At 49.2% G+C, this 25585-nt stretch carries 24 protein-coding genes; 18 read left to right on the forward strand and 6 right to left on the reverse strand.

Annotation, left to right across the window (positions count from 1 at the left end; genetic code table 11):
• From G8768_RS08350 to G8768_RS08365, 4 genes are all read left to right on the forward strand, one after another.
• The gene (locus G8768_RS08350; protein WP_166848571.1) at positions 1-4215 is read left to right on the forward strand and encodes a YhdP family phospholipid transporter; all 4215 of its coding nucleotides are present in this window, start codon (positions 1-3) and stop codon (positions 4213-4215) included.
• Positions 4216-4217: 2 nt separating this feature from the next.
• Positions 4218-5084: a carbon-nitrogen hydrolase family protein gene (locus tag G8768_RS08355; protein WP_184679361.1), complete on the forward strand. Its 867-nt coding sequence runs from the start codon at positions 4218-4220 to the stop codon at positions 5082-5084.
• Positions 5085-5200: 116 nt separating this feature from the next.
• Entirely contained in the window at positions 5201-5791 is a 591-nt protein-coding gene (gene msrB, locus G8768_RS08360) for a peptide-methionine (R)-S-oxide reductase MsrB (RefSeq protein ID WP_166848569.1), read from the forward strand.
• A gap of 202 nt (positions 5792-5993) precedes the next feature.
• The gene (locus G8768_RS08365; RefSeq protein ID WP_166848567.1) at positions 5994-6713 is read left to right on the forward strand and encodes an OmpW/AlkL family protein; all 720 of its coding nucleotides are present in this window, start codon (positions 5994-5996) and stop codon (positions 6711-6713) included.
• Positions 6714-6800: 87 nt separating this feature from the next.
• On the opposite strand, the gene fnr is transcribed toward G8768_RS08365, so the two are convergent.
• Together fnr and G8768_RS08375 are read right to left on the reverse strand one after the other, a co-directional pair.
• Positions 6801-7547: a fumarate/nitrate reduction transcriptional regulator Fnr gene (gene fnr / locus G8768_RS08370; protein ID WP_166848564.1), complete on the reverse strand. Its 747-nt coding sequence runs from the start codon at positions 7545-7547 to the stop codon at positions 6801-6803.
• Between the two features lie 161 nt (positions 7548-7708).
• Positions 7709-9004, reverse strand: coding sequence for an oxygen-independent coproporphyrinogen III oxidase (locus G8768_RS08375; protein WP_166848561.1), 1296 nt, complete (start codon positions 9002-9004; stop codon positions 7709-7711).
• A 299-nt stretch (positions 9005-9303) separates the two neighbouring features.
• On the opposite strand from G8768_RS08375, the gene G8768_RS08380 reads away from it, so the two are divergent.
• The 10 genes from G8768_RS08380 (at position 9304) to G8768_RS08425 (ending at position 15969) form a co-directional block, all read left to right on the forward strand.
• On the forward strand, positions 9304-10110 hold the full coding sequence (locus tag G8768_RS08380) for a universal stress protein (protein WP_166848559.1): 807 nt from the start codon (positions 9304-9306) through the stop codon (positions 10108-10110).
• A 222-nt stretch (positions 10111-10332) separates the two neighbouring features.
• The gene (locus G8768_RS08385; RefSeq protein WP_166848556.1) at positions 10333-11568 is read left to right on the forward strand and encodes a dipeptidase; all 1236 of its coding nucleotides are present in this window, start codon (positions 10333-10335) and stop codon (positions 11566-11568) included.
• 180 nt (positions 11569-11748) lie between these two features.
• Positions 11749-12192: a protein tyrosine phosphatase family protein gene (locus G8768_RS08390; protein ID WP_166848553.1), complete on the forward strand. Its 444-nt coding sequence runs from the start codon at positions 11749-11751 to the stop codon at positions 12190-12192.
• 37 nt (positions 12193-12229) lie between these two features.
• Positions 12230-12556, forward strand: a complete 327-nt coding sequence (locus tag G8768_RS08395) for an acyl-CoA carboxylase biotin carboxyl carrier protein subunit (protein ID WP_166848550.1) — start codon at positions 12230-12232, stop codon at positions 12554-12556.
• 15 nt (positions 12557-12571) lie between these two features.
• Entirely contained in the window at positions 12572-12808 is a 237-nt protein-coding gene (locus tag G8768_RS08400) for a hypothetical protein (protein ID WP_166848547.1), read from the forward strand.
• A gap of 439 nt (positions 12809-13247) precedes the next feature.
• Positions 13248-13892 carry a hypothetical protein gene (locus G8768_RS08405; protein WP_166848544.1) on the forward strand — a complete coding sequence of 215 codons (645 nt, stop codon included), beginning with the start codon at positions 13248-13250 and terminating at the stop codon, positions 13890-13892.
• A gap of 137 nt (positions 13893-14029) precedes the next feature.
• Positions 14030-14530 (forward strand): GNAT family N-acetyltransferase, encoded by a 501-nt coding sequence (locus G8768_RS08410; RefSeq protein WP_166848541.1) that lies wholly within the window; start codon positions 14030-14032, stop codon positions 14528-14530.
• A gap of 94 nt (positions 14531-14624) precedes the next feature.
• A complete protein-coding gene (locus tag G8768_RS08415; RefSeq protein WP_166848539.1) occupies positions 14625-14942 on the forward strand; it encodes an antibiotic biosynthesis monooxygenase family protein in 318 nt (105 codons plus the stop codon).
• 61 nt (positions 14943-15003) lie between these two features.
• Positions 15004-15705, forward strand: coding sequence for an RDD family protein (locus tag G8768_RS08420; RefSeq protein ID WP_166848536.1), 702 nt, complete (start codon positions 15004-15006; stop codon positions 15703-15705).
• Positions 15706-15789: 84 nt separating this feature from the next.
• A complete protein-coding gene (locus tag G8768_RS08425) occupies positions 15790-15969 on the forward strand; it encodes a sodium/proton-translocating pyrophosphatase (protein ID WP_166848533.1) in 180 nt (59 codons plus the stop codon).
• Positions 15970-16073: 104 nt separating this feature from the next.
• On the opposite strand, the gene G8768_RS08430 is transcribed toward G8768_RS08425, so the two are convergent.
• Positions 16074-17570, reverse strand: a complete 1497-nt coding sequence (locus G8768_RS08430) for a CoA-acylating methylmalonate-semialdehyde dehydrogenase (protein WP_166848530.1) — start codon at positions 17568-17570, stop codon at positions 16074-16076.
• A 74-nt stretch (positions 17571-17644) separates the two neighbouring features.
• The gene (gene aptA, locus G8768_RS08435; RefSeq protein WP_166848527.1) at positions 17645-18979 is read right to left on the reverse strand and encodes an omega-aminotransferase AptA; all 1335 of its coding nucleotides are present in this window, start codon (positions 18977-18979) and stop codon (positions 17645-17647) included.
• 108 nt (positions 18980-19087) lie between these two features.
• Here aptA and G8768_RS08440 point away from each other — a divergent pair, with 108 nt between their 5' ends.
• Both G8768_RS08440 and G8768_RS08445 read left to right on the forward strand, forming a co-directional pair.
• On the forward strand, positions 19088-20014 hold the full coding sequence (locus G8768_RS08440) for a LysR family transcriptional regulator (RefSeq protein WP_166848524.1): 927 nt from the start codon (positions 19088-19090) through the stop codon (positions 20012-20014).
• A gap of 36 nt (positions 20015-20050) precedes the next feature.
• The gene (locus tag G8768_RS08445; protein WP_166848520.1) at positions 20051-20701 is read left to right on the forward strand and encodes a transglutaminase-like domain-containing protein; all 651 of its coding nucleotides are present in this window, start codon (positions 20051-20053) and stop codon (positions 20699-20701) included.
• Positions 20702-20797: 96 nt separating this feature from the next.
• On the opposite strand, the gene G8768_RS08450 is transcribed toward G8768_RS08445, so the two are convergent.
• Together G8768_RS08450 and G8768_RS08455 are read right to left on the reverse strand one after the other, a co-directional pair.
• Positions 20798-22195, reverse strand: coding sequence for an ATP-binding protein (locus tag G8768_RS08450; protein WP_166848517.1), 1398 nt, complete (start codon positions 22193-22195; stop codon positions 20798-20800).
• 6 nt (positions 22196-22201) lie between these two features.
• Positions 22202-22906, reverse strand: coding sequence for a response regulator transcription factor (locus tag G8768_RS08455; RefSeq protein WP_166848514.1), 705 nt, complete (start codon positions 22904-22906; stop codon positions 22202-22204).
• Positions 22907-23214: 308 nt separating this feature from the next.
• On the opposite strand from G8768_RS08455, the gene fldB reads away from it, so the two are divergent.
• The gene (gene fldB / locus G8768_RS08460) at positions 23215-23760 is read left to right on the forward strand and encodes a flavodoxin FldB (RefSeq protein WP_166848511.1); all 546 of its coding nucleotides are present in this window, start codon (positions 23215-23217) and stop codon (positions 23758-23760) included.
• 413 nt (positions 23761-24173) lie between these two features.
• Positions 24174-25565, forward strand: a complete 1392-nt coding sequence (locus G8768_RS08465) for an MATE family efflux transporter (RefSeq protein ID WP_166848509.1) — start codon at positions 24174-24176, stop codon at positions 25563-25565.
• Positions 25566-25585 lie beyond the last annotated feature (20 nt).

Below are 25585 nucleotides of genomic sequence, written 5' to 3' on the forward strand. Positions count from 1 at the left end.
TTGAAAACATCCTGGACCCGTAGTTTCGCCCGCCGCTTTTGGGGTATTTGCGCGGCACTCGTCATCAGTTTGGCCTTATTGGTTCAAGCTGGACGCTTCTTATTGCCGATGGCGAATGACTATCGCGATGATATCGCTGATCTTCTTGGCAAACAGTTGGGGGTGCAGGTTGCTATCGCCAACATCGAAGGGCAGTGGATTGGCCTGCGCCCGGAAATCAAACTTCAGGGTCTGCGCCTGAGCAATAAGCGTGGTGAGCAGGTTCTGGAAGTCGAATCCCTCCATACGCAATTCGATCTCTTGCTGTCCCTGTTTAACTGGCGCTTGGCGTGGTCAGATTTTCGCATTGATGAGCTCAGTGTCGCACTTCAGCAATACAATGACGGGCAAGTGTATTTGCGCGGAGTCTTGCCCAGTGACAAAAGTGAAGATACTGAGACCTTAAGCCCTTGGGAATTGCTGCTATTGCGCGGTCGGGTTGAGTTGGCCGCAGTAAACCTGGAATTCTACCCGCTGGATGGCGAACCCAGTACCTGGCAGTTGCCAGAAGTGGTGATGGAGAACACCCAGAGTTTCCACCGTTTGAAAGCGCAGCTCAACAGTGGCGACAGACCGTTGTTGAATTTTGTGTTCGAAGGTGAAGGTGATCCTAGAGATCGGGAAACCTTTCTGGCCAGTTCCTACCTTGAATTAAATCACGTCAAAATCTCTGAGCTGGCGGAGCAATTTCGCCGTGAGGCCTGGGAGAAGTTCCCGCAACGCGAACAGTTGCAGGATGTCGCCCTGACCGGAAAGCTTTGGACCGTAAAATTGCCAGGCAGCTTCATGGAGCTGCGCGGTCATTTACAGGCGGATGGCGGACATTTACCGCTGCCGGAAGTTGCAAAAATGGATGTTTCCGGTGTGCGCAGCAGCGATGGCGATTGGCAGCTGTCGCTGCAGAACATCCACGGTAAATTTGTCGATTTTGATCTTCCCAAGCCTGTTGATATTTCGGTGGAGTTTGGTGCGAATACACCACTGGCCTTGCGCAGCCCTCGCATTGATATTGGTTACTGGTATGAACTGGCGGAAACCCATGAATGGTTGCCCGAAGGTGAGCTGAAAGAGGTTCTGGCCAGCCTGAAGCCCAGTGGCCACATTAATAATCTATACATTCGTTTGGGTGAGGACATCGCCAAGGATTTTCTGCTGCAAGCTAATCTGGAACAGATTGCAGCTGGAGCCTGGCAGGGCGCTCCTGCGGTGAGCGGTGTGGATGGTTTTGTGGAAACCAGTACAACGCGTGGCTTCGTGGATATCGATTCCCAAAACGGTTTTTCAATGCACTACACCACGGTCTATGATGACGCCCAGAGTTTTGAAACGATGCGCGGTCAGGTGCAGTGGGTACTGGATCGTGATAACAACAGTATCTATGTCAATAGTGGTATGTTGAGTATGCAGCAGGGCGAAACCCTGGTGCGTGGTTATATGAACCTGTTTACGCCATGGTTTGCCGATACCTTGCCCAGTGATTTAACGCTGCTGATCGGTTTGCAAAATGAAAAGATCAGTAATTACCCCAAATACCTGCCCACCGTTGTTCCTGACTCACTTAAAAAGTTTCTGGCTGAGGCTAAAGGTGAAGGCACTCTGCGCAATGGAGCCTTTATTTATCGCGGTGGTTTGACCGCTTCTCTGACCCAAACCTATACCACCCAACTGGCCTTGGATTTGGAAGGTGCTGCACTGGATTATATGGAAGGCTGGCCACGCGTCCGCGACGTAGACGCGAGACTGGAAGTGGATGATCGCTTCCTGCAGGCCCGAGCTGAACAGGGGAAAAGCCTCGGATTGCAACTGAATAACATCGCGATCGATCTTGAAGATAACCCAGAGGCTGAAGGCGATAGAATTAATGTGGTGGCGAATTTCAAGGGCAGTGGTCAGCAGGGCTTTGACTTTCTACTGAACAGCCCGATTGCCAGAGAGCAGGCCGATGATTTTCAGTTTTGGGAATTGATGGGCAAGCTTGATGGTAATGTGGATTTGAAAATTCCTTTGTCTCTGGAAGAAAGCAAAGGCGCCCAATACGATATTTCTGCCAATCTTCGCAACGCGGAATTGTATATTCCCGATGTGGCATTGCACTTTGAAAACGTTGATGCCAAGTTGAAGTACGATATCAAGCGTGGCTTACACGGTAATAATTTGCAGGCGGAGCTTTGGGGGCAAAACATTCTCGCCAAACTGAGCAGCAGCGCTCGCTCTTCTGTTCTTGAATTTGATACGCAGTTATCTATGGAGCCCTTGGCACAATGGATGAACGAACCGGGTTTGCTGTTGGCTGACGGGACGACAAAAGTCAAAGGCCGTTTGCATTTGCCCAGCACCTATTTAAGGCGTTCCGGCGAGCAGGAAAGTAATCGACTGAATTTGCAAACGGATATGCAAGGCATTTCGATTGAATTGCCGGCGCCTTACGGCAAGACCGCCGAGCAATCTCGAGAGACCCATATTCGAATTCCGATCCATGGCAACAAGCCTGTTGGTGATGAGGTGCAGGAACAGCTGTTTTTGCAGTACGCGTTGCAAGCGCCATTGCTCAGTTCTTCTAAAAACGAGGCGGAAGAAACACAAGCAGAAGAAGCTCTTATGGAAAAAACAGTAGAGCAGCCACCGGAGCACATTGCCCTGATTGTTCGTCAGCACGCTGAAGGCGAAAGCTTTGCATTGGGCCTGAACGGCAATACGCCGAATACCCGTGCGGGCCAAGCTGTGATCAGTGGTCATTTAGCTTCGCTGGATCTGGAACCCTGGCTGGGTATCGTTGACAGTTATCAGGCCGCGAGAGCCCAATACGGCAGTTTGCGTTCCGCTGAACAAGGTCGAAGCCAATTGCCGAAACAGGAATCGGTGCCTTTTGCTCTGGATATTGATGTGGATGAATTGCATCTGGCTGGGTTTGCCATTCCGAATATCGCCCTGCAGGCCAGCCAAACACAGCAAGGTATTTTGTTAAATGCCAACAGCGATATGGTTGCGGGCAGTATTGAATACTTCGAAAGCAATCGCCCAGTAGATGTTCGCTTGAGGTATCTAAATCTGCCTGAGATCGAAGCCTCTGAAGAAACTGGCGAATCTGAAGTTCCAAACGAAGCGCTTGTCGAAGAAAAAGTCACTCAGGATTGGGATTTCAGTGATTTCCCCCATACACAGGTACATATTGAAAAGTTGGCCTACGGAAGCCGCGATCTGGGGAACTGGCGTTTTCAGATTCAAGCCGGCCAAGAGCAAGGGCTGCTGATTGATCGCATCTTTGGTGAGCTTGGTGACATTCGTGTGTCAGGTGATCTGACCGAAGGTGCTGATAATACCGCAGCAGTCGATCCGGGAGCGAGTTTGCATTGGTTGGCCGGTGATGTTTCTCGTAGTGAATTACTCGCGCGTATTCAATTTAAAGACATCAACACCTTAAGTCAGCAATGGCAGATGCCCAGTATTCTGGAATCCGAAAGTGCTGAGTTTCAGTTGTTAATGAATTGGCCCGGCAGTCCAATGGAGTTTGATTCTTCGGTTATTGCGGGCAGCCTGGATCTGGATATACAGAAGGGGCGCTTCTTTCAATCGGCCGGAGCCGGTGGTAATGCGGTTCTGCGTTTGTTGAGCGTATTGAACTTCGATACCTGGGTTCGTCGCCTGCGCCTGGATTTTACGGACCTCTACAAAGAGGGCATGGTGTTTGATTCGGTCCATGGGCATATCGACTTTCAACAACAAGAGTTGCTCATTCAAGAGCCGATTATCGTGAAAGGCCCCAGTAGTCGTTTGCAGTTTGCCGGAAAGATTGATTGGGAAGATGAAAGTCTGGATACCAGTCTGGTGGCGACTCTACCCGTAGGTAACAATGTGGCATTGGCCACCGGTTTGTTGGTGAGCTGGCCAGCCGCCGCCGGTGTTTATCTGGCCAGTAAGTTGTTTTCCAATCAGGTTGATAAGGTTGCCAGTGTCAGTTATTCCATGACTGGCAGCTGGGCGGACCCGCAAATGAATTTCGAGCGCCTGTTCGATTCCAAAGCCGCAAAAGATGCGGGGGAAAAAGTGGCGGAAGAGGTTGAACTGCAACACGATGAAACTCCGCCAAGCGATAGTCAAAACGCTGAGCCTGAAACTGATTCTGTACGTTCCGAGGATGTTCAGGAAAACCGCCAATCGGAAAAAGATCCGGAATAAATATGACTCAGAAAAACTGGCAACAGCTGACTCTTGGGTTGGTGCAGATGGTCTCGGCCAAATCTCTGGATGACAATTTGGCCGCCGCAGAACAACAGATTAAAGCCTGCGCACAAGCGGGCGCCGAATTGGTGATGCTACCGGAAATGTTCGCTATTTTCGGCGGTGGTGATCAGCTCGCTGCGGGGCAGGCTGAGGCGACCAAAGGTGGCCCCTTGCGCGGTTTTCTCTCATCAATGGCCGCTCGTTACAGTGTGTATCTGGTTGGCGGCTCCATCCCCTGTACCGGAGCAAACCCATACACGGGAGCGCCCGAACTTGATGAGCAGCGGTCACGGGTGTACGCCTCCTGTTTTGTTTACGATGAACAGGGGCTAGAGGTGGGACGTTATGACAAGGTGCATTTATTTGATGCCCAGGTGAATGATGCCCAGGGGCAATATCGGGAATCCGATACCTTTGCGCCCGGGATCAAGCCGCAATGCTTTTCCAGCCCCTGGGGGAATATCGGCTTGGCGATTTGTTACGATTTGCGCTTTCCGGAGTATTTCAGGCAGCTGGTGGATTTGGGCTGTGAACTTGTTCTGGTGCCCGCAGCGTTTACCTATACCACGGGTGAGGCCCACTGGGATCTGCTGTTAAAGGCCCGAGCCGTGGAGAATCAGTGTTTCCTGGCCGGTGCGGCTCAAGGCGGCGATCACAGCAAGCGTCGATCTACCTGGGGGCACAGCTGCGTGATCGATCCCTGGGGAAAAACGCTGGCGAGCCTGAAGCGTGGCGAAGGACACTTGGTTTGTACTCTTGAGAGGCAACGTTTACTGGATGTGCGTCAGGCATTGCCAGCGTTGACCAATCGTCGATTAAACTAGTGCCGCCAGAATCAGAGTGGTTTGCGATACATTTGTGAACTTCTTGTCCACCTTTTGCAAAGTCGCGCTCGTGGCCTTTTGTTAGGCTGGTATTATCGAAATAGGGAGGCTTAACCATGAAACAATTATCTATTGCCGTGCTGATACCGTTGATGGCGGGTGCACTGATGGCTTGTAATAACGCGAACGGCGATCAGTCCGCTGCGAAATCTGCTGAGAAGGTAAGCAAGGAATCCTCCTTGCAGCAAATGATCGACAGTGGAGAAGATCTAAGCCAGGTGCCAAAATCCGTCTGGAAGCGTATCTTGCCCCGTGAGCAATACAAAATTTTATGGGAGAGTGATACTGAGCGCCGCTTCACCAATGAAAAAATGGGCAAGGGCAAAAAAGGTACTTTTGTAAGTGCGGCTTGTCAGTTACCGGTTTTCCGTTCCGAGCATAAGTACGATTCCGGCACCGGTTGGCCAAGTTTCTGGGAGGCCAACAAAGACAATATCGTTCTGAAAACCGACTACAGCTGGGGCATGAGGCGCACTGAAATTCTCAGCAAATGTGGTGAGCATTTGGGTCATGTGTTTAATGATGGCCCTGCACCTACCGGCAAGCGCTACTGTATTAATTCATTGGCATTGCGTTTTGTGCCCGACGAGGATAAAAGCAGTTCGCCTGCACAGTTGCCACAAGTGCCAGGCATTAAAGCGGAATAAGAACCTTCTCACCAAAAAACTCTCGACTTGATCCAGCGCAAGCTTGTAAGACCTTTTTAATCGGTCTTTTTTCTGAAGTTTGCGAAAAGCTGTTTTTAGTTAATCTGGATCAAGTCTTTGGACAAGGCAATATTGTTCAATAGCCTCAACAAATAAACGGGCCTTAAAACCACAAGCCCCTGTTGAGGAAGAGAGAGTAATTATGAAAGCTACCCTGAAACCATTGACTTTAGCTGCGGCCATTGCGGCCTGCGTTGTTGGCACTCAAGCACATGCTTATGAAGCGGGCGATTTTATTGCGCGTGCTGGTGTAACCACAGTTGCTCCGGACGGTGACAGCACTCAGGTTTTTGTGAATGGCGGCTCTTTAGGTGCCGATTCCGGTGTTGATGTCGACAACGACACTCAGCTGGGTCTGACCTTCACTTACATGCTGGATCAGTCTTGGGGTGTTGAATTGTTGGCGGCGACGCCTTTCTCTCACGATGCTTCTGGTAAAGGCAGCTTCCTGAATACTCGTGGCGTTGGTTCTGTTGCCGATACCAAACAGCTGCCACCAACACTGAGTGCGGTTTACTATTTTAATTCTGAAAGCGCCTTTAAACCTTATGTTGGTCTGGGCCTGAACTACACATTCTTCTTCGATGAAGAAGGTGGTGCAAACCTGGAAGCAGGCGCAGGCGATCTGGATGTGGATCTGGATGATTCCTGGGGTCTGGCGGCGCAGGTGGGTTTTGATTTCGATCTGGGCAACAACCTGCTGTTGAACGCTTCTGTTCGCTATATCGACATTGATACCGAAGCTACCCTGACGGTCAAAGACGGCAGTAATGCACTTGGATTGCCACAGGGCGCACGTATTACGACAGACGTAGACATTGACCCAATGGTTTACTCTGTAATGATCGGCTACAAGTTCTAAAAACAAAAAGCCCGCCATTTGGCGGGCTTTTTTCATTCTTCCCAGTGCGTGTTTACGTTTGAACGGTAAACTCGCGTTGGGAATTGATCAGCATACATCCGCTCGCGCTGCTTTGCGCAATCCGTCCATATCCAGAATTTCAATTTCCTTTTTATCCACCGATAAAACGCCCTGTTTTTGGAAGCGACTGAGTACACGGCTCACCGTTTCAACCGTTAAGCCTAAATAGTTGCCCATATCGGCACGGGACATGGCCAGGCGAAACAGCGTCGCCGATAAATGACGGCGATGGTTGCGGGTAGAAATGCTCAGTAGCATTGAGGCTACACGCTCTTCTGCACTGTTCTTGCTGAGCAGGGTGATCAACTGTTGATCGGCGGTAATTTCCTGGCTCATCAATTGAAAGAAATGGCGCTGCAGGCTCGGAATCTTGATACTGAGTTCTTCCATTCGTGCGAAAGGAATTTCGCACACCGCAGTGGTTTCCAAGGCAATGGCCGAATTGGTGTGTACATTTTGTGCAATGCCGTCCATACCGAGAATTTCACCCGGCAGATGGAATCCGGTGACCTGCTCTTCACCATCGTTGGTGATGCGGATGGATTTGATCGTGCCTGAGCGTACAGCGTACACGGAGGTAAACGGATCATTGGCGTGATAGAGGTAATCGCCTTTATGGAGCGGGCGACCACGCTGGATGATTTCATCCAGTTTATCCAACTCATCCACATGCACACTGATGGGCAGGCAGATACTGTTCAAGCGACAGTCACCACAGGAAACCTGAGGGTTATGGTGGCAACGTGGCGATTTACTGATGATATTAGAGGTCATTACATTCACTGTTGGCTAGATTCTCTGTCATTTTCAGCATTTTCTGCCTTTAACGTGCAAAGGCATATTAGCGAGTTCTTAATTTTACAACTTATCCATGGTATTGCTAGGGCTTCTATTGCCTGAACTACTAATAATTAAGCATGGCCCTTTGATTTTTCCTAGTCTTTCTTGGGGGTTTTGAGCAAGCCCGCCAGAAAGGTATCGCTTATAAACAATAGGCGCATAATGCCGTCATCGCTGAGCTGCAATAATCCATTGTGGATTCGCATCAGCTCCATATTGGCCTCTGCATTGAATTCCCAGCTGATGTTCTCCGCAAGAGAGGCTAGGGCCAGCTCATAGCGATTCTCGATGTAGTGGATATCCAGGCGGTGATAGCACAGTAATTGGTCAGCAACGACCCGGCAGGCCTTGGCCTTTGTGCCGAGTTGGAGCACCTTGTCTATCGCCAGTTTGTGCAACTGCAGATTTTCAATGTAAGGCTGGATGGCTTCCAGATTACTCTCGTAGCGGCTGCCCAATTGGCTGCTGGCTGCAGGGCCCAGGCCCAGTAGGTCGGCGGCATTGACTGAATTGTAGGCGATGGCAGTGCGACGCAGGCGATTTTGATTCTGGGCGATTGCCAGTGAATCGCGTCCAATCACAAAACAATCGTTCCCCAATACGCGATAGCCGGCGTGGCGCAAGGCATTGTAGATCAGGGCAAATTGGCTGGCGCTGTTGCTGCCATGCTCGTGAATATGATCTTGCAGGTTCCAGCGATCCAGTTCGCTGGCAGGGGTCAGCAATATGCGGTCTGGTTTCAGACTAAGGATCTGATCCAGTAGGGCGCGCATGCTGTGCAAATCCTGCTCTGGATAGCCGTAGGGTAGGCGCACACCGAGGCTGTCGGCGGCAAATTCGCGCGCATGTTGCCAAATAGCGTGCAGCTTTTCATAGTCACCCCGGCTTGGGCTGGCAGGCAGGCTCAGCAGGAATTCATTGAATCCCAGGCCTTTCAGTAGCGCCAGATTGGCTCCCTCAGCTTCTTCCAGCAGCAGTTCTGCGCAGTACTCAATGGGCGAGTTGTCCCGGTGATTCAGGCGGAAGTTGCTGGCCAGCAAATGCATCAATTCGGTGATGTCGGCACCCTGGTAATGAAGAAACGGGTGGCGCAGTAATAGCTGAGTAACCGGGCGGCGGCCGAAGGCCTCTTTACGCAAGGTGATTTCGGCGATCAGGCTGTCCAGAAAATCCCGTCCCAAAGCTGTATCAAAACGACGTGCGGGCAGGTTTAACCAGATGGCCAGCGGTGAAATGCTCAAACGCTGATTGACGGTTTGAGTATCGCCGTCATCCACAGCCTTAAAAGCACACCGGTGCGGATAGTTGTAACTGGCGCTGCGCAGTAAATGCGGATGTTGCTGGGCGGCTAAATCAAAGGATTGGCTTGCCAGGGCATTTGGATTGTTCACGGTGTCAGCTATCCCGAGTTTATGATGCCTGCAGTGTAATCATGGTTTATGCAGCAGGTGTTGATATGGATCAAGGGCGGGGAGTTTGGTGCTGTTTTTGCGTTTATATAAGGGCTTGGTAATTGATGAAGATCAAGTGCCGTTGGGACGATTTGAGTAGCATGAACTGAACGATTAGCGATGAGTCCTCTGCGTCGACAGAGATCACACAACTATTGAGGCAAATCATAAGTCGGTAACAGTTTCTGAATTATATTAGCGGCATCTTAGTCGAGTATATAAAAGAAGGCACTGACATTATGAGTACAAAAGAAAACTTATTGGTTGTTATCGATCCAACGCGTGATGAACATCCTGCTTTGGAGCGAGCCATTATCACCGCCAAAATGCGCGATAGCGCACCGGCCATCCACATTTTTATCGGTGTTGATGGCCATTCGGTGGACACCAGTCATCGCAATCCGGATATGTACAGTGATGTTTCCAACTTCTCTGCGCTGGCCAAGCGTATGGAAAAAGAAGGTTTGGAATACACCGCAGAAATTTGTTGGGCTCACGATTGGCAAAAAGCCTTGTTGTCCTCTGGTAAACATTTCCAGACTGACATGATTGTGATCCCGGATTACGGTGACGGCGAAAAAGGCATTCGCTTCAGTGACTCAAAATGGGCCTTACTGCGTAATGCGAAATGCCCGGTATTGATTGTCCGCCCGGGTGCCGAGTACCACCGTAAGACAGTGTTGGCAGCGATCAATGCTCAAGCGAAAGATGAGCGCTACCAGGAGCTGAATGACAAGATTATTTCGCGTGGCCGTTGGACTGCCGATTTGTATGGTGCGGATTTGCATGTCGTCAACGCATACGAGGATACGATGAATATTCCAGATCGTGGCAGTCTGTTACGCAAGCTGGATATGGGTTCTGATCATGTTCATATTCGACAGGGGGCACCTGAGGATGTGATTTCGGAAGCCGCCAAAGAACTGGGTGCCGACATTGTATTAATCGGTACATTGGCGCGTAAAGGCTTGTTGGCTGCAATGCGCGGAAACACCTCCGAGCGAGTGCTGACTCAATTGGAAAAAGACGTGATGGCCTTGAACTAAACGCCATAACGTAGAACGAGAAATTCGACACGCTCGAACCGGTTTATCACTCGGCTAGAGATCTTAGGGGGCTTCGTGCCCCCATTTTTTTGCCTGCCATCTTTGAAGTTTACGATTCCATGAATCCGGTGCTGCTTGCGCTTTGCTTCCCGCCCCGGAACTCCGTAATATTGCCTCTGTTAGCAATTCCATGAACACAATAATTTTAATAGGGGCCTCTTTATGGCGAACCTCCCGGGTATCAATAAATTGAACAATAAAACCGCGTTTCTATGGTTGGCTACAGCCAGCCTGAGTTTCGCATCGTCTGCTTACGCTGCAGCGAACATTGAGGTAAGCCCCAAGGCAACGCAACTGGCCAGGGATGCGCTGATTGTCGATACTCATATTGATGTGCCTTACCGCATTGAAGACAGTTACGCTGACGTTACCAAAGCGACCAAAGATGGAGATTTTGACTACCCGAGAGCGAGCAGGGGCGGTTTGGACGCGGCTTTTATGTCAGTGTACATACCGGCGGAATACGAAAAGAAGGGCGGCAGCATTGCGTTGGCGGATCGTTTGATTGATCGCGTTGAAGCGATGGTTGGGCGTGCACCTGAAAAGTTTGCTCTGGCTTACAGCACGCAAGATATGCTGGATAACCAAAAGGCCGGAAAGATTTCCCTGCCAATGGGCATGGAAAACGGCACTCCAATTGAAGGCAATATGGAGAACCTGAAGTATTTTTATGATCGGGGCATTCGATATATCACCTTGGCTCATTCTAAAAGTAATCACATCAGCGATTCCTCTTATTCGGAAGATAAGCCCCACCAGGGTTTGAGTGACTTTGGTAAGAAGCTGATTACCGAAATGAACAATATCGGCATGATGATCGATATTTCACATGTCTCTGACCAGGCCTTCTATGACGTGATGGCGGTAACGAAAGCGCCTGTTATCGCATCTCATTCCTCCCTGCGCCACTTTACACCGGGCTGGGAGCGCAATATGGATGACAAAATGCTGCAGGCGTTAAAGAAGAATGGTGGTGTTATCCAGATTAACTTCGGCTCCGCCTTTATCCATGAAGAGGCCAATGGTTACAACAACAAGCGTAAAGCTGCTGTAGCGGCTTATAAGAAGGCCCATCCAAAAGCCAGCGAGCAAGATGTTAAGGGTTTTGAAGTAAAGTACAAAAAGGAAAACCCTTACCCTTATGCCAGTCTCGATCAGGTATTGGATCATTTTGATTACGCCGTAAAACTGATCGGCATTGATCACGTCGGTGTCGGTTCTGACTATGATGGTGTGGGTGACTCTCTGCCTGAAAACCTGAAAGATGTCGCCAGCTACCCGGCTCTGGTTCAGGGTTTGCTCAATCGGGGTTACAGCGAAACGGATATCCGAAAAATCCTGGGAGATAATTTGCTGAGAGTTTGGCAAGCGGTCGAGTCCTATGGGGAAAAGCACTAATTTATCGTAAACGGATAAACCGGCAGGGCGATGGTTTGGCAAGATGATGTCGAGTTGTCGCCCTTGTTACCGGAATGAGTTTTTGTTCGATTTGTCGAGAGAACGATCTCCGTTATTGACCGCGAGAAGGCTCCATAAATCAACTTGAGAGGTCCGGGCTCTCTTGAAGGGTTTCTAAGTATGACGATATTCAATTTTTATTCGGTCACTGATCGAATTGCATCTTCCGGGCAACCCTCTAAAGAGGAATTCCAAGTTATTGCTGAAGGTGAATATGAGCTTGTTATTAACCTGGCCATGCCGAATCATGAAAAGTCGATTTCGGAGGAAGGATGCATAGTGACATCTTTGGGGATGAGCTATATCCATATCCCCGTTCCCTTCGATTCACCCAATGAAGATCACTACCGCGAATTCTGTTCGTATATGGATGCGCTTCAACACAAAAAGGTCTGGGTTCACTGTATAGTCAATGCCCGAGTGTCGGCGTTTTTGTTTCGTTACCTTCAAGAATACAGGGGATTATCACCCGCTGAGGCCACAACACCCATACTGGAACAATGGCTGCCTAATATGGACGAGGTATGGAAAGGCTTTATCGAGAGGGCGCCAAATCAACTGTGAGAAAAATAAAAATGGAACTGCAGAGAGTTGGAGTGGAATGAAAGACCGATTGCTGAAATGGCTTAACGGAGCCCTGGGTCAAAGAGAAGAAACTCATATCCCTCCAGAAGAGGAACAGTGGCCTGAAGACGGACTAATATGTGCACCGGATTATGATGAATCGGTTCACGACCCGACTTGTCGTGTATTGGTGTCGCCCGGTGATCAAATTACTGCTGGTAAGCTTCTTGCTGAGCTCGAGATGTCATGGCATCTTTATGAAATCATTAGCCCCAGTTGTGGGGTGGTGGATGAGGTATTGGTAACGAGTGGTGATTATGTCGGACCGGGAGAGGTTTTGATTAAGCTGAGCCGAATTGGATAATAAGGTTTGACTAGCATGAGGGTTATTGCCTTTTTACTTGGCTGTGCCTGCATGGCGATCGTCGTATTTCCGTATCTGATAACTGCAGCGCTGAACGCGTGGGAGTACCTTGTTGGCGCGCTATCAGGCGGTGGGCAAGATACTTTTTACAAAACAGTGCCCGCCGAAGATTCTGAGCTTGGCATTCCCTATCTTGTAGTCATCGGTGTAGGATTGATCGTTTATGGCTTGCCTTCTGCCAAAAAGTTTTGATTGGATAAATGATTTATCCAAGGCAATTGCTTTCTTACCAATTTAATGCATGGAGCCTTTTGGGAAACAGTTTCCAGTTACAGAGGCTTTTCACTTCGTACTTTATACGATTTCTTTCGCGGGTTCATCGCGCGTTCATTCTTTATCAGATAAGAAAAACAAATCGTTAGCTTCACTGCAATTCCCATACAGTTCCTATCAAAACGCTCTTTAACCTTTCAATAGGCGCTACAAGCGGACAAGCCTTTTGAGATGCCGCGATCTAGTGTAACGACTAATCTTATTATTTTAATTCACTCTAAAGTTGTAGGGTTTTATGGATTTAGGTCAGTAAACTAGTATCGCCTTCTTGCAGATATCATTAGTTTTTACTGTAGGTTGAGCGCCAAATATTCGGTTTGTCGGATGGATTTATCATAAACGCAAAAATGGAGTGAATATGATCTTTTTCGGGTCCAGAGGGAAAACAGTTTCAGGGCAAATAGTTGAAGGTATAGATTGTCCGAGTTGTGAAAGTAAGCAGTTTGTAACATTTGGTGTCATTAAATATTTCCACCTTTATTGGATACCGACATTTCCAACTTCAAGAACCGTTGGAATTGAATGTACCCACTGTAGGAGAACCTTAATCGATAAGGATCTTCCAGCGAAGCTTTCAGGGGAAATCAAGGCAACTGTATTCAAGAAAAAGAATGTTTTGCCACTATTTTCAGGATTAATCATTATTGCTTGTCTCGTATTGTTTGGGATTTACTCGGTACAAAAGGATAAGTTGCAAGAAGCTGCGTATATCGAGCAGCCTTTAGCTGATGATTTCTATATTGTAAACTATGCAAAAATCTTCCCTGACGCAGATGAAAAATACAAATATGGTTTGATGCGTATAAAGGAGGTAAACTCTGGCAGAGTTGAATTTCAGGTAAGTAAAATTGCCTATAATAAGGTTTCTGGAGTTAGAACGGATATCAGAAATAGAAAAGCTTCTTCAGATGATTACTATGATATTGAACCATATTATATGGCCGCTGAAAATTTACCTGAGATGCGCGAGTCCGGCGCGATCTACTCGATAGAGCGTGAGTAGCCCTGATAAGCGTCCTTTAATTATGCGGGGAGCTTTCCCTGCATAATTCCCTTCTTCAGTAGAAATCAAATAGTTGAGCACTTGTATGGTTTATGGGGATAATACTAGGGTTTCGTTGCTACACAGAATGTACGCTAATGATAGTAAAACCTCTGGCAATAAATCATCTGCAAGCTTTGCTCCAATTTGAATTGGAAAACCGAGCGTGGTTTGAATCCTTAATTGAACCTCGTGGCGATGATTTTTATACACTGGATGGTGTTGCGGCTCATATCGGAGAGTGGGTCGAAAAGGTGCACCAAGGGCGTGCTTATTCGGTGTTACTTTTTGATGAAGATGTTGTGGTTGCGAGGGGAAACCTAAAGGGTATATCTGACGGCTCAGCGGAGGTCGGATACCGGGTTGCTCAACAGCAGGGTTCAAAAGGCTTGGCGAGCCTGTGTTTATCGCATTTGATTTCCGAAGCCAGGAACACTTTTAAGCTGCGTGAACTGCAGGCTAGAGTGCTGGATAATAATCCTGCCTCGTTCAGGGTATTGCAGAAACAAGGCTTTGAGAAATTTGAGTGTTTACCGGAATCTATAAACATTCAAGGGCAAGATTGGAATTGCGTCGGCTTGCGTAAATTTCCACTTTAGTACTGTTTGTTAACAATCATACTTTCTGTGAGTAATATCGTTTGGCTGGACTTGTACTTGTACCAACCCACTGCCTGCTTAACTAGGAGAAGCTATGTCTCTGATTGCAACTACCCCGAAACCGCCTTATTACGCCGTTATCTTTACGTCTCTCCGTACTGAAGATGATGAGGGGTATGGTGAAATGGCGAATCGAATGCTGGAGCTTGCTGTGCAACAAGAAGGGTTTCTCGGTGTTGAGTCGGCTCGGGAAGATGTTGGAATTACGGTATCCTATTGGTCCGATCTGGAATCCATTAAACGCTGGAAGCAACACGGGGAGCACCGGGAAGCCCAGCGCCTGGGGCGTCAAACATGGTATTCCAGTTTTAAGACCCGAATCGCCAAAGTTGAGCGTGATTATGGGATATAGCGGAAATTCAGCCCGCGAATTGTAAGATTGCTGTTTTCTTTTATCTTAAGGACAAGCCGCCGTGGAAGCTCCAGTAGCCTTTGCACCCCTATCAAAACGTCTTGCTGCTTTGCTATTCGACGGTGTTTTTATGGCCTTTTATTTTGCACTGACTGTGATGGCCATTAATGGGCTTGCTCTGGATTCGTCAAAACTGGAGAGTGTTTTGATTATCGGAGTATGTTTGTCCATTGAACCGCTTCTTGTTGCCTATACGGGCGCTAGTCTGGGGCAACATCTGATGAAGCTTCGGGTACGAAAGGTTGCCGATAATCGCCGGCTGAATCTGTTCCAGGCGTACTGGCGAAGTGCTATCAAAATCCTCTTTGGTCTACCGTCATTGCTCACCGTATTAAGCAGTCGCAGGTATCAGGCAATTCACGATATGTTGGCTTCTTCAATTGTCGTCCTGAGCGCGGAAGGTATCTCGAAGGCTTCCTATCTATTGCATGAGCGTACAGATCAGACGGCGTTATATGACTATCCACCTGCCTGGCGAAGGATCGCCATGATGTTTGTTTACATCGTATTGCTGTTTATCTGCATGGCATTGGCGACGTATCTTGTATTCAGTGATGCTTGTCTGGATGCCAATCGTTGCTCTATTTGGGAGCAGGTATTTAATTTCTTGCTGTCCGCGGGTTTCTGGATTGCGCTGTTTGTGATGATCAACTACTGCTGGAAGGCCCGGATGCCGGGATGTCGCAGAAGGCTGCGAGAGTAAAGAAGTATAAGCGAACTTGGATAGCACAGAGATTTGGATTAGCCTGTTTGTTATTCGATAATATCTTCTATGGAACGGCTGCCCATGTCTAAATACCGTTATATCATTATGTTTGTGTGCATCGTTGGCGCACTTTTCTTCTATTCTGTTATTGGGCTGAAACCTTTCTCTTTGCTGTTTGCAGTGATTGGTATCGTATTTGAAGGTCTGTTCTGGATCACCTTGTTTAAGCCCCGTTCGCTGGACAAGTTGAGTAAAGAATAGAAGATTTGGATGGCACGAATATGTATTTGTCAAAACCCAAAAGGCCAGAGCATTTGCTCTGGCCTTTTGGGTTTTACCTGATCTCTTTTAAATACAATCAATGACTACTGATTGCTAGGAAAAGAGAATTGTGCAGTTTCACGCACCCCGCCACTTGGCCAGCGTTGGGTAACGGTTTTTCGCTTGGTGTAGAAACGCACGGCGTCCGGGCCGTAAGCGTGCAGATCACCAAACAGTGAACGCTTCCAGCCGCCAAAGCTATGACAGGCAACCGGTACCGGCAGTGGAACATTTACGCCGACCATGCCGACTTTAATATTGTCAGTAAAGTAGCGAGCGGCTTCACCGTCGCGGGTAAAGATACAGGTGCCGTTTCCAAATTCGTGGGCGTCAATCAGGTCCATGGCTTCCTGCATGTTTTCCACACGTACAACGCAGAGTACAGGACCAAAAATTTCATCAGTGTAGATACTCATATCTGTACTGACGTGGTCAAACAGAGTACCACCCAGGAAATAGCCATTTTCATGGCCTTCCACAACCAGGCCACGACCATCGGCCACCAGTGTGGCACCCGCCGCTTCGCCGGCATCGACGTAGCCTTTTACTTTTTCAAAATGCTGTTTGGTAATCAGTGGTCCCATGTCGTTGCTGTTATCGGTGCCGGGGCCGACCTTCAGCGTTTCCAGCTGTTCTTTCAATTTGGCGACCAGAGTGTCCGCTGTGTCATTGCCAACCGCCACCGCCACCGAAATGGCCATGCAGCGTTCACCGCAGGAACCGTAGGCCGCGCCCATCAGAGCGTTCACCGCATTATCCAGATCAGCGTCCGGCATTACGATAGCATGGTTTTTAGCGCCGCCCAGAGCTTGTACGCGCTTACCGGCGCTATTGCCTTTGTTGTATATGTATTCTGCAATTGGCGTAGAGCCTACAAAGGAAACCGCATGCACCTCCGGTGCTTCCAGCAGGCTGTCGACCGCTTCTTTATCACCATTCACGACGTTGAAGACGCCATCGGGCAAGCCGGCTTCTTTGAGCAATTCGGCGAGTAAAATGGCGCAGCTCGGATCACGTTCTGAAGGCTTCAGGATGAACGTGTTACCGCAAACAATGGCCATGGGGAACATCCACATAGGCACCATGGCGGGGAAGTTAAACGGCGTGATACCGGCAACCACACCGAGTGGCTGAAATTCACTCCAAGAATCGATGGCAGGACCAACATTTTTGCTGTGCTCGCCTTTCAACAGTTCCGGGGCACCGCAAGCGTACTCTACAACTTCAACACCGCGGATAAACTCACCGTGCGCATCGTTCAGTACCTTGCCATGTTCCTCGGTAATGGCCGCAACGATTTTTTCGGCATTGGCTTCCAGCAGTTCTTTATATTTGAACATAATACTCGCTCGCTTCAATGGCGGCGTATTACGCCAGGCTGGATAAGCAGCCTGGGCGGCATCAATGGCTTGTTGTACCGTCGCCTTGCTTGCCAGTGCAACCTGCTTGCTAATGCCACCGGTTGCCGGATTGAAAACATCCTGGCAACGGGCCGTATCGGCGATGTGCTCGCCGTTAATAAAATGTCCAACAGTTGTCATAATAAATTCCAAAAAAATAAATGAATGGCCTACGTATCCTGCAGGCCAGAAAGTCAGGGATTCTCTGTGGCGAGTTACAGTGCGTTGATCGATTCGCCCAGTGCATTGACCAGGCTGTCGATCTCTTCGGCTTCGGTGGTAAAAGGCAGGCCTAGCTGAATGGTGTCTCCGCCGTAGCGAACGTAGAAGCCTTTTTCCCACATGCTCATGGCCACTTGATACGGACGCAATAAAGGTTCGCCAGGGGCCGCTTCAAAACTTAAGCCTGCTGCAAAACCGTAGTTGCGGATATCGTTTACGTACTGGCAACCTTTTAAGCCATGAATGGCTTCTTCCAGCAGCGGCGCCATGCTGGCAACGCGTTGTGGTAGTTGTTCTTGTTCCAAAATATCCAAAGCCGCTAAGCCTGCGGCACAGGCAACGGGATGCGCTGAGTAGGTGTATCCATGTGGCAATTCCAGAAGATATTCCGCGCCGGCGGTTTCCATAAAGCAATCGTAAATTTCCTGCTTCACTGCAACGGCACCCATTGGGATCGCACCATTGGTGAGCTGCTTCGCCATATTGACGATGTCCGGTTTTACCGCAAATGCTTCGGCACCCGTATTGGCTCCCATGCGACCAAAGCCGGTAATTACCTCATCGAAAATCAGCAGAATGTCATGCTGATCACAGATTTCGCGTAAACGCTGCAAGTACCCCTGAGGTGGTGGGATCACGCCCGCTGAACCGGCCAGTGGCTCAACAATCACTGCCGCAATATTGCTGGCATCGTGCAGGGCAATCATCTCAAGCAGTTCATTGGCAAGCTCGGCACCCTGTTCAGGTTGGCCTTTGCTGAAACGATTCTCCGCTGTCATGGTGTGCGACAGATGATCCGCATCGACGACTGTGCCATAGAGCGCGCGGTTGGCACCGATACCGCCAACGCTAATGCCACCCCAGTTCACACCGTGATACCCCTTGGCGCGGCCAATCAATTTGGTTTTGCTGGCCTGACCGCGCTTACGCCAGTAGGCACGCGCGATCTTTAAGGCGGTTTCGGTGGATTCAGAGCCAGAACCCGTAAAGAACACGCGATTGATGCCTTCGGGCATAAACTCGCTGATACGATGGGCCAGCTCAAAGGCTTTCGGATGGCCAAACTGGAAAGCAGGGGAGTAATCCAGCTGCTTGATCTGCTGGGAGACGGCATCGGTAATCTCCTGGCGGCTATGGCCCAGGCCGGAGGTCCATAGGCCGGAAAGTCCATCAAAGATCTTGCGGCCTTCGCTGTCGTAATAGTAATTGCCTTCAGCAGATACAATCAGGCGAGGGTCTTGTTTGAATTGGCGGTTGGCGGTGAATGGCATCCAGTGGGCGTCCAACTGGGCTTGGCTCAATCCGGCTTTAGGGTCTTTATGGCTCATAGTTCACTTCTCAATCTTGAACAGAGGGGGATAACTGAATTTGGCGCTAGTGTAGTGGTACAACAATGTTGTATAAATGCTTCATATTGAACCTTTAGTGTGATTTCTATGAAACATAAAGCCAGTCCCCTGGGGCAGCTGAGCGATATCGATTTACGCCTGCTGAGGGTCTTCAAAAGTGTGGTTGAGGCCGGCGGTCTGAGCGCGGCCGAGCTGGAGCTGAACATTGGACGTTCAACCATTTCCAGGCACTTAAAGGATCTGGAAATTCGCCTGGGTATGAACTTGGCAAAGCGGGGGCGAGGGGGCTTTGCGCTGACGGATGAAGGTGCCAGCATCTATCGTGCAACCCTGAATTTGCTGGGCTCTATCGAAAGCTTTCGCAATGATGTGAATGATATTCAGCAAAGTCTGACGGGCAAACTCAGTATTGCACTCTTCGATAAAACGGCGGGTAATCCAGCCTGCCATATTGATAAGGCGATTGCCCGTTATGTTGAATTAGCGCCTGAAGTCTCTTTGGAGCTGCATGTTGAGCCGATCAATGTGATTGAAAAGGGTGTAATGGAAGGGCGTTTTCAATTGGGGGTGATCCCGGCACATCGGGAGTCCAGCAGCTTGAATTATCTGTCGTTGTTTGATGAGCAGATGTATCTCTACTGTGGCAAAAATCATCCATTGTTTGATCAGGATGACACTGTGATTCGCAATAGCGAGGTGTTGCAATATCCCTACGCGGGCTTGGGCTATCACTCGCCAAATATGGAAGTGGGGCAGCGCTTGTCGATGCAGCGCAGCGCAACGGCCTATGACCAGGAGGCCATTGTGCATCTGGTTTTGTCCAACTGTTATTTGGGGTATCTGCCTGAGCATTATGCGGCACCCTGGGTAGAGCGAGGTGAGATGAGAGCCATTGCTTGCGATGAGTTTCAATACCTGTGTCAGTTTTTAGCCATCAGTCGAATTTCTCCAAAACCTTCTCGCATTTTGCTGGGTTTTATTGAATGTCTCGCGGCCGAGCACAAAAGTGACTAAACGAATTCAAATTTAAAGACTAATAAGACAGCTACCATGCAAGAGTATTTACAAGCGACAGATTTTATTGAGAGTGAGCATCCGTCCGTGTTGGCGTTTGTTGAGCAGCATGTGAAAGGCGATGATGAATCATCCAAAGTCTTGTCGCTCTATTATGCGGTACGGGATGAAATTTTTTATGATCCTTTTACTGCGGATCTGCAAAGAGAAGGATTTAAGGCCAGCCATCTTTTGGATGTAAAGCGAGGCTGGTGTGTCCCCAAGGCTATTTTGCTTGCCGCCTGTTGTCGGGCGATAGGGGTGCAGGCGAGACTGGGTTTTGCCGATGTAAGCAATCATTTGTCTACTGAAAAAATGCGTCAGGCCATGGAGACCGATGTGTTCTACTGGCATGGTTATACATCCATTTATTTGCAGGGCAAATGGGTGAAAGCAACACCGGCCTTTAATATCGAACTGTGCACCAAGTTTGGTTTGAAACCTTTAGAATTTAATGGCGTGGATGATTCTCTGTATCACGAGTTTGATCAGGCTGGGAACAAACATATGGAATACCTCAATGAACGAGGTGAATATGCCGATTTGCCCTATGATCAGCTAATCGCGGATTTTCAGAAATACTACCCCAAGATGAGCGCCTTGTATGGTCTAAGCTTTGATGAGGAAGTGGACTTGGAAGTGCGTTAGAAAGATCAGGGGCGATTTTTAATTAAGAAATAATCTGCAATAAAAAGGCCGCGTAATGCGGCTTTTTGTGTTCCTGAATTCGTTTGGCGTCGAGCTTTAAAACTTGCCACGCTTTAAACGAACTTCAATGCACAGGCCGCCATTGGCATGGTTGTATGCGCGTATAGAGCCGTCGTGCAGCTCTACTGTGCGCTTGGTAATGGCCAGGCCAAGACCGTATCCGCCACTGCTGCGAGCGCGTGCTTCATCGGTGCGGAAGAACGGTTTGAAGATGTCATCGAGATTGCCGGCGGGAACGCCGCGACCCTGGTCGCGTACAGTAATTTTGTAGTGCTTATTGTTGCTGTCATCGAGTTCAACAGAAACCGTGGTGTCTTTGGGGGTGTAATGCAGAGCATTACGTACGATGTTTTCAAAAACACCGATCAGACTATTACCGTGTGTTGCAACCAACGCATCCTGAATCGGGGTTTCCAGTGCGAGCGTTACGCCTTTTTCACTGGCGCCGCAGCGATATTCTTCGACCAGGGTTTCGAGCAGAATCTTCAGGTCAATGGTGTCGCACAATTCCCAAGCCGCAGTGTCGGTCATGGGCATGGAAAGAATGTCAGAAATAATTTCGTTTAAGTAATCCGCAGATTCCTTGATTTTCACCAGCTCTTTGTCGATATCAGAACCGCAACATCGAGACTGGGCAATAGCGAGTGCAAACTGCAAACGCGCTAGCGGAGAACGCAGCTCGTGGGACACGTCTTTGATCAGGCGCTGCTGTTCCTGCATGGATTTGTCCAGGCGCGCAGTCATATGGTCAAATTCCAGGCTCAGCTCGGCAATTTCATCCCGGTTTTTCACTTTGCAGGTAGTGAACTCCTGAGAAATTCGAACGCTGAGATCGCCCGCTGCAATACGTCGGGTTGCTTGACGCATAATATCGATACCACGACTCATGCGCTTGGCCAGGATAAAACAGGCGGTGCCAGAGATCAGAATCGAAATTAGCAGGGGCAGCCAGATGTTGTAAAAGTACAGCTGCCACCAAAGGCCGGTATCGTCAGGGGTATCGTAAGTGATGATTTTTACCCAGTCGCCATCGGGCAGTAAAACCTGACGTCCTACATAGGAGCTTCCGTCCTTGCTGAAATGGGCAAAAGGTTGCTCGGGGCTCAACTGGTTCAGAATACGTTGTCCGCCTTCTGGAATTGGGCGATGCAGGAGATCTTCGCCGTATTGATCGACCACAAATACCAGGCGTGTGGCATTGTCCTGCATGGATTCCATGCCGCTGCGAATATCGTCGAGGCTGTAGTTCACCGCCTCACGCACCACTTCACGCAACAGCCGCGCGGCGGCGGTGGTTTGCTCAATTTCAGAATTGGAGGAGAGGTGCTTATCGGGGCGAAGGTCTAACCAGTGAGTTGTCAGACCGGTGCCGACAATCATTAAAATGGTAATGCACCAGAAACCGATAAACAGCTTAACGTAGACTTTAGTCATGACGGATCAGGCGTTGTTGAGCTTGCCGCTGACGGTCAGCATATAGCCAGCGCCACGAATATTAATGATCAGCTCTTTAGATGCGCCTTTCTCGGCCAGTTTCTTACGTAGATTACTGACATGCACATCAATGCTGCGGTCATAAGGGGTCAGTTTGCGGCCCAGGGCTTGTTCGGTCAGGGCTTCTTTGCTGATTACCTGACCGGAGGAGCGCATCAGGAGTTCGAGAACGGTAAATTCGGCACCCGTCAGGGTTAGAGGTTTGTTGCTGTAGCTGGCGGAGTGAGCGCTGATCTGCAGCTCTAACTGATCGACCACAAGATGATCGCTGGGTTGTTCTGGCTGGGTTTGGTCGACGCGGCGCAGAATGGCGCGGATGCGAGCAACCAGCTCACGGGGGTTGCAGGGTTTGGGAAGGTAATCGTCGGCGCCCATCTCCAGGCCCACAATACGATCCACATCTTCGCCCTTGGCTGTCAGCATTAATACGGGAGTCTGACAGTAGTCGCGCAGTTTACGCAGCACCTCGAAACCAGTGTAGATTGGCAGCATTACATCGAGAACGATCAGATCAAAAGTGCCTTCCGCTGTGGCATCCAGAGCCGCTTGTCCATCATGCACCATGGTGGTTTCAAAGCCTTCGGTGGATAAAAACTCACCGAGTAGGGCACAAAGCTCCTGATCATCGTCCACAAGTAACAGTTTTGCCATAGGGTTTTCCGCTATCGATCTAATCACAGGGCGCTAGTTTGCCTGAGTCGTCTTGCGCCGTCAGTGCCTATTACTCTTCTTAACATAGGGCTTAACAATTGTGTCTAATCCCGCTACAGGCCGCATGGGGCTTGTATTCTGGCACATTGTATACACTTTTAAAGGGTCTGCTTTTTCCAAAAGCGAGCCAGATTTCCAGAGCCGTTGAGAGAGGTTTGCACCTAATGCTTTTAGCTGCCAAAATCCGCAGCTCGATTATTGGGGCCCGAATGGGGCTTCAGCACCGCAAACCCAGGAGATAAACGTAGATGACGGCAGCAATTGGCTTATTTTTCGGCAGTGACGAAGGCAATACCGAGGCCGTGGCGTACCGTATCCAGCAGCGTTTAGGTGAAGAGTTTGTGGATGTGATGGATATTGCCGATGTCACTCAACTGGAATTTGCCGATTATGATTGTATTGTTCTGGGCATCCCGACTTGGGACTTTGGTCAGATACAATCCGACTGGGAAGAGTTCTGGGATGATGTTTCCGAGGTGGACTTCAGCAATAAACGTGTTGCCTTGTTTGGTCTGGGGGATCAGTTTGGGTATGGCGACTATTTCCTGGATGCCATGGGTATGTTGCACGATGTCGTAAAATCCAAGGGCGCACAGCTTATCGGTTATTGGCCCACAGAAGGTTACGACTTTGAGGCATCAAAGGCTTTGCTGGAAGATCAAAAGCTGTTCATGGGGCTGGCCATTGATGAGGATCAGCAGGAAGAAATGACAGCCGCTCGTTTGAATCGCTGGTGCGAGCAAATTGTGGCCGAGTTTGAGTTGGAGATTCCGGTCGAGCACCTGGACGATTGATTCCGACAGTGCGTTCCATCTGACGGTTTCAGCCGTTGATGCCCTGACTTCTATTAGTCCCTTTTGAAAATGATAATAATAGCGCCGTAGTGTTTACTTTGGCTCTATGGTTATTTGACTCTGTGATGAATCCGGCTTGCCAACACCCATATGGCCCGCTAAGATTTAAATAATTATTCAACTTTGCCTTTGAGGCGTATTCCCATGTTAATTCCGGTGAAACACGTGGCCGCTTGCCACAATTTCTATCCGCGTAGCGCTGCTGCTATGTGGGCCGGGTTTGCTCATACCCGCCGTAATCTGGAAATCGATTGCTGGCCTCCTGAATAGCTCACGTTTTCAAGCGCTACAAAAAAGAAGGCAGGGCTTAACTGCTCTGGCTTTGCGATATCGTTTATAACGAGCCTTGAATTATGTTGGTAAATAAATCTTTCTCATTTTTTGGGCGTGAAGCCCTACATATTATGCGCTTGGGCATTCCATTGATGATTGCTCACGTGGCGATGGTTGGCCTTGAAGTGGTCGATACCATGATGGCTGGACAAGTCAGCAGTACCGAGCTTGCCGGCTTGGCGGTGGGTGCCAATATCTGGTTGGTCATCGAACTGTTTATGGGGGGCTGGATCAGCGCAACCACGCCACGTTTTGCGCGATTAAAAGGTGCCGGGAAACCTTCAGAGATTCGTCATGAAGCTCAGCAGGCCATGTTGATGGCCTTGGGAATTGGCACATTGGCCATGTTGTTGATCTGGTCCATCGTTCCCCTGTTGTCTCATTTGGGCACAAGCCCTGAAGTGACCGAAACAGCCCAGTCCTATTTGTCCATCATTGCCTGGGGTATGCCTGCGAGTGGTGTGATTTGGGTGATGCTGTGTTTATGTGAAGGCTGTGGCGACATCCGCTATTCTTTAGGCTCCAGTTTGATTGTGCTGGCGCTGAACGCGGTACTCGATTACATCTTTGTATTTGGCAAGTTTGGCATGCCGGCCATGGGGGCAGTGGGCTGCGCTTTAACCACCTTGAGTATTTATATTCTCTGGGCGTTGATGGGGGTGGCGTATATTGAAACGATCCCTGAATTTAAAGCCTTGAAAATTTTTCGCAGCATGCCGCGCCTGGATTTTCAGCGCTGGCGAGCCATTTTTATGTTGGGGCTGCCGATCAGTTTGTCATTGCTTGCGGAAGAAGGTTTTTTCAGTGTGACAGCATTACTGATTGCGCCGCTCGGGACTGAGCCGCTGGGTGCGCATCAAATTACTTTGCAGATTGTTGCGTTGGTTTTGATGCTCAGTTTGGGGCTGGGGCAGGCGACGTCAATTCGTTTGTCCAGCAGTATTGGCTCTGGCAAACCTTTGTTGGCTGCACGGCAGGCGAAAGTAGGTTTAACCATTTGCTTGTCCTATGCATTTGTATTCGGTTTGCTGATTGCCTGGAAGCCGGGTTTGGTGATATCCCTATTTACCAAGGACAGCGCTATTGCGAATGTGTCTCTGGCGATGCTGGTGTTTGCTCCGCTTTTTCTGTTGATTGATTCCGCTCAGGCGAGTGTAGCTCAAATTCTACGGGGCTTTGAAGATACCAAGGTGCCGATGTTGTTCCAGGTATTTGGTTACTGGTGTTTGGGGTTCCCGCTGGGCTATAGCTTGGGCGCGACGGATTTCTGGGGCGAAAGCTATGGTATTTACGGTTATTGGTCCGGTTTTTTAGCGGGCATTATTGTGAGTGCAATTCTTCTTAATATACGCCTGCAGATTATGTTGGGACGTTTGATTGAGCCGGCTACGCCTGATTTGCTGACCGATTAAATTTTCTTTTCAACTTGACG

Origin of the sequence: Pseudoteredinibacter isoporae, assembly GCF_011602085.1 — a bacterium.
Lineage (GTDB): Bacteria > Pseudomonadota > Gammaproteobacteria > Pseudomonadales > Cellvibrionaceae > Pseudoteredinibacter > Pseudoteredinibacter isoporae.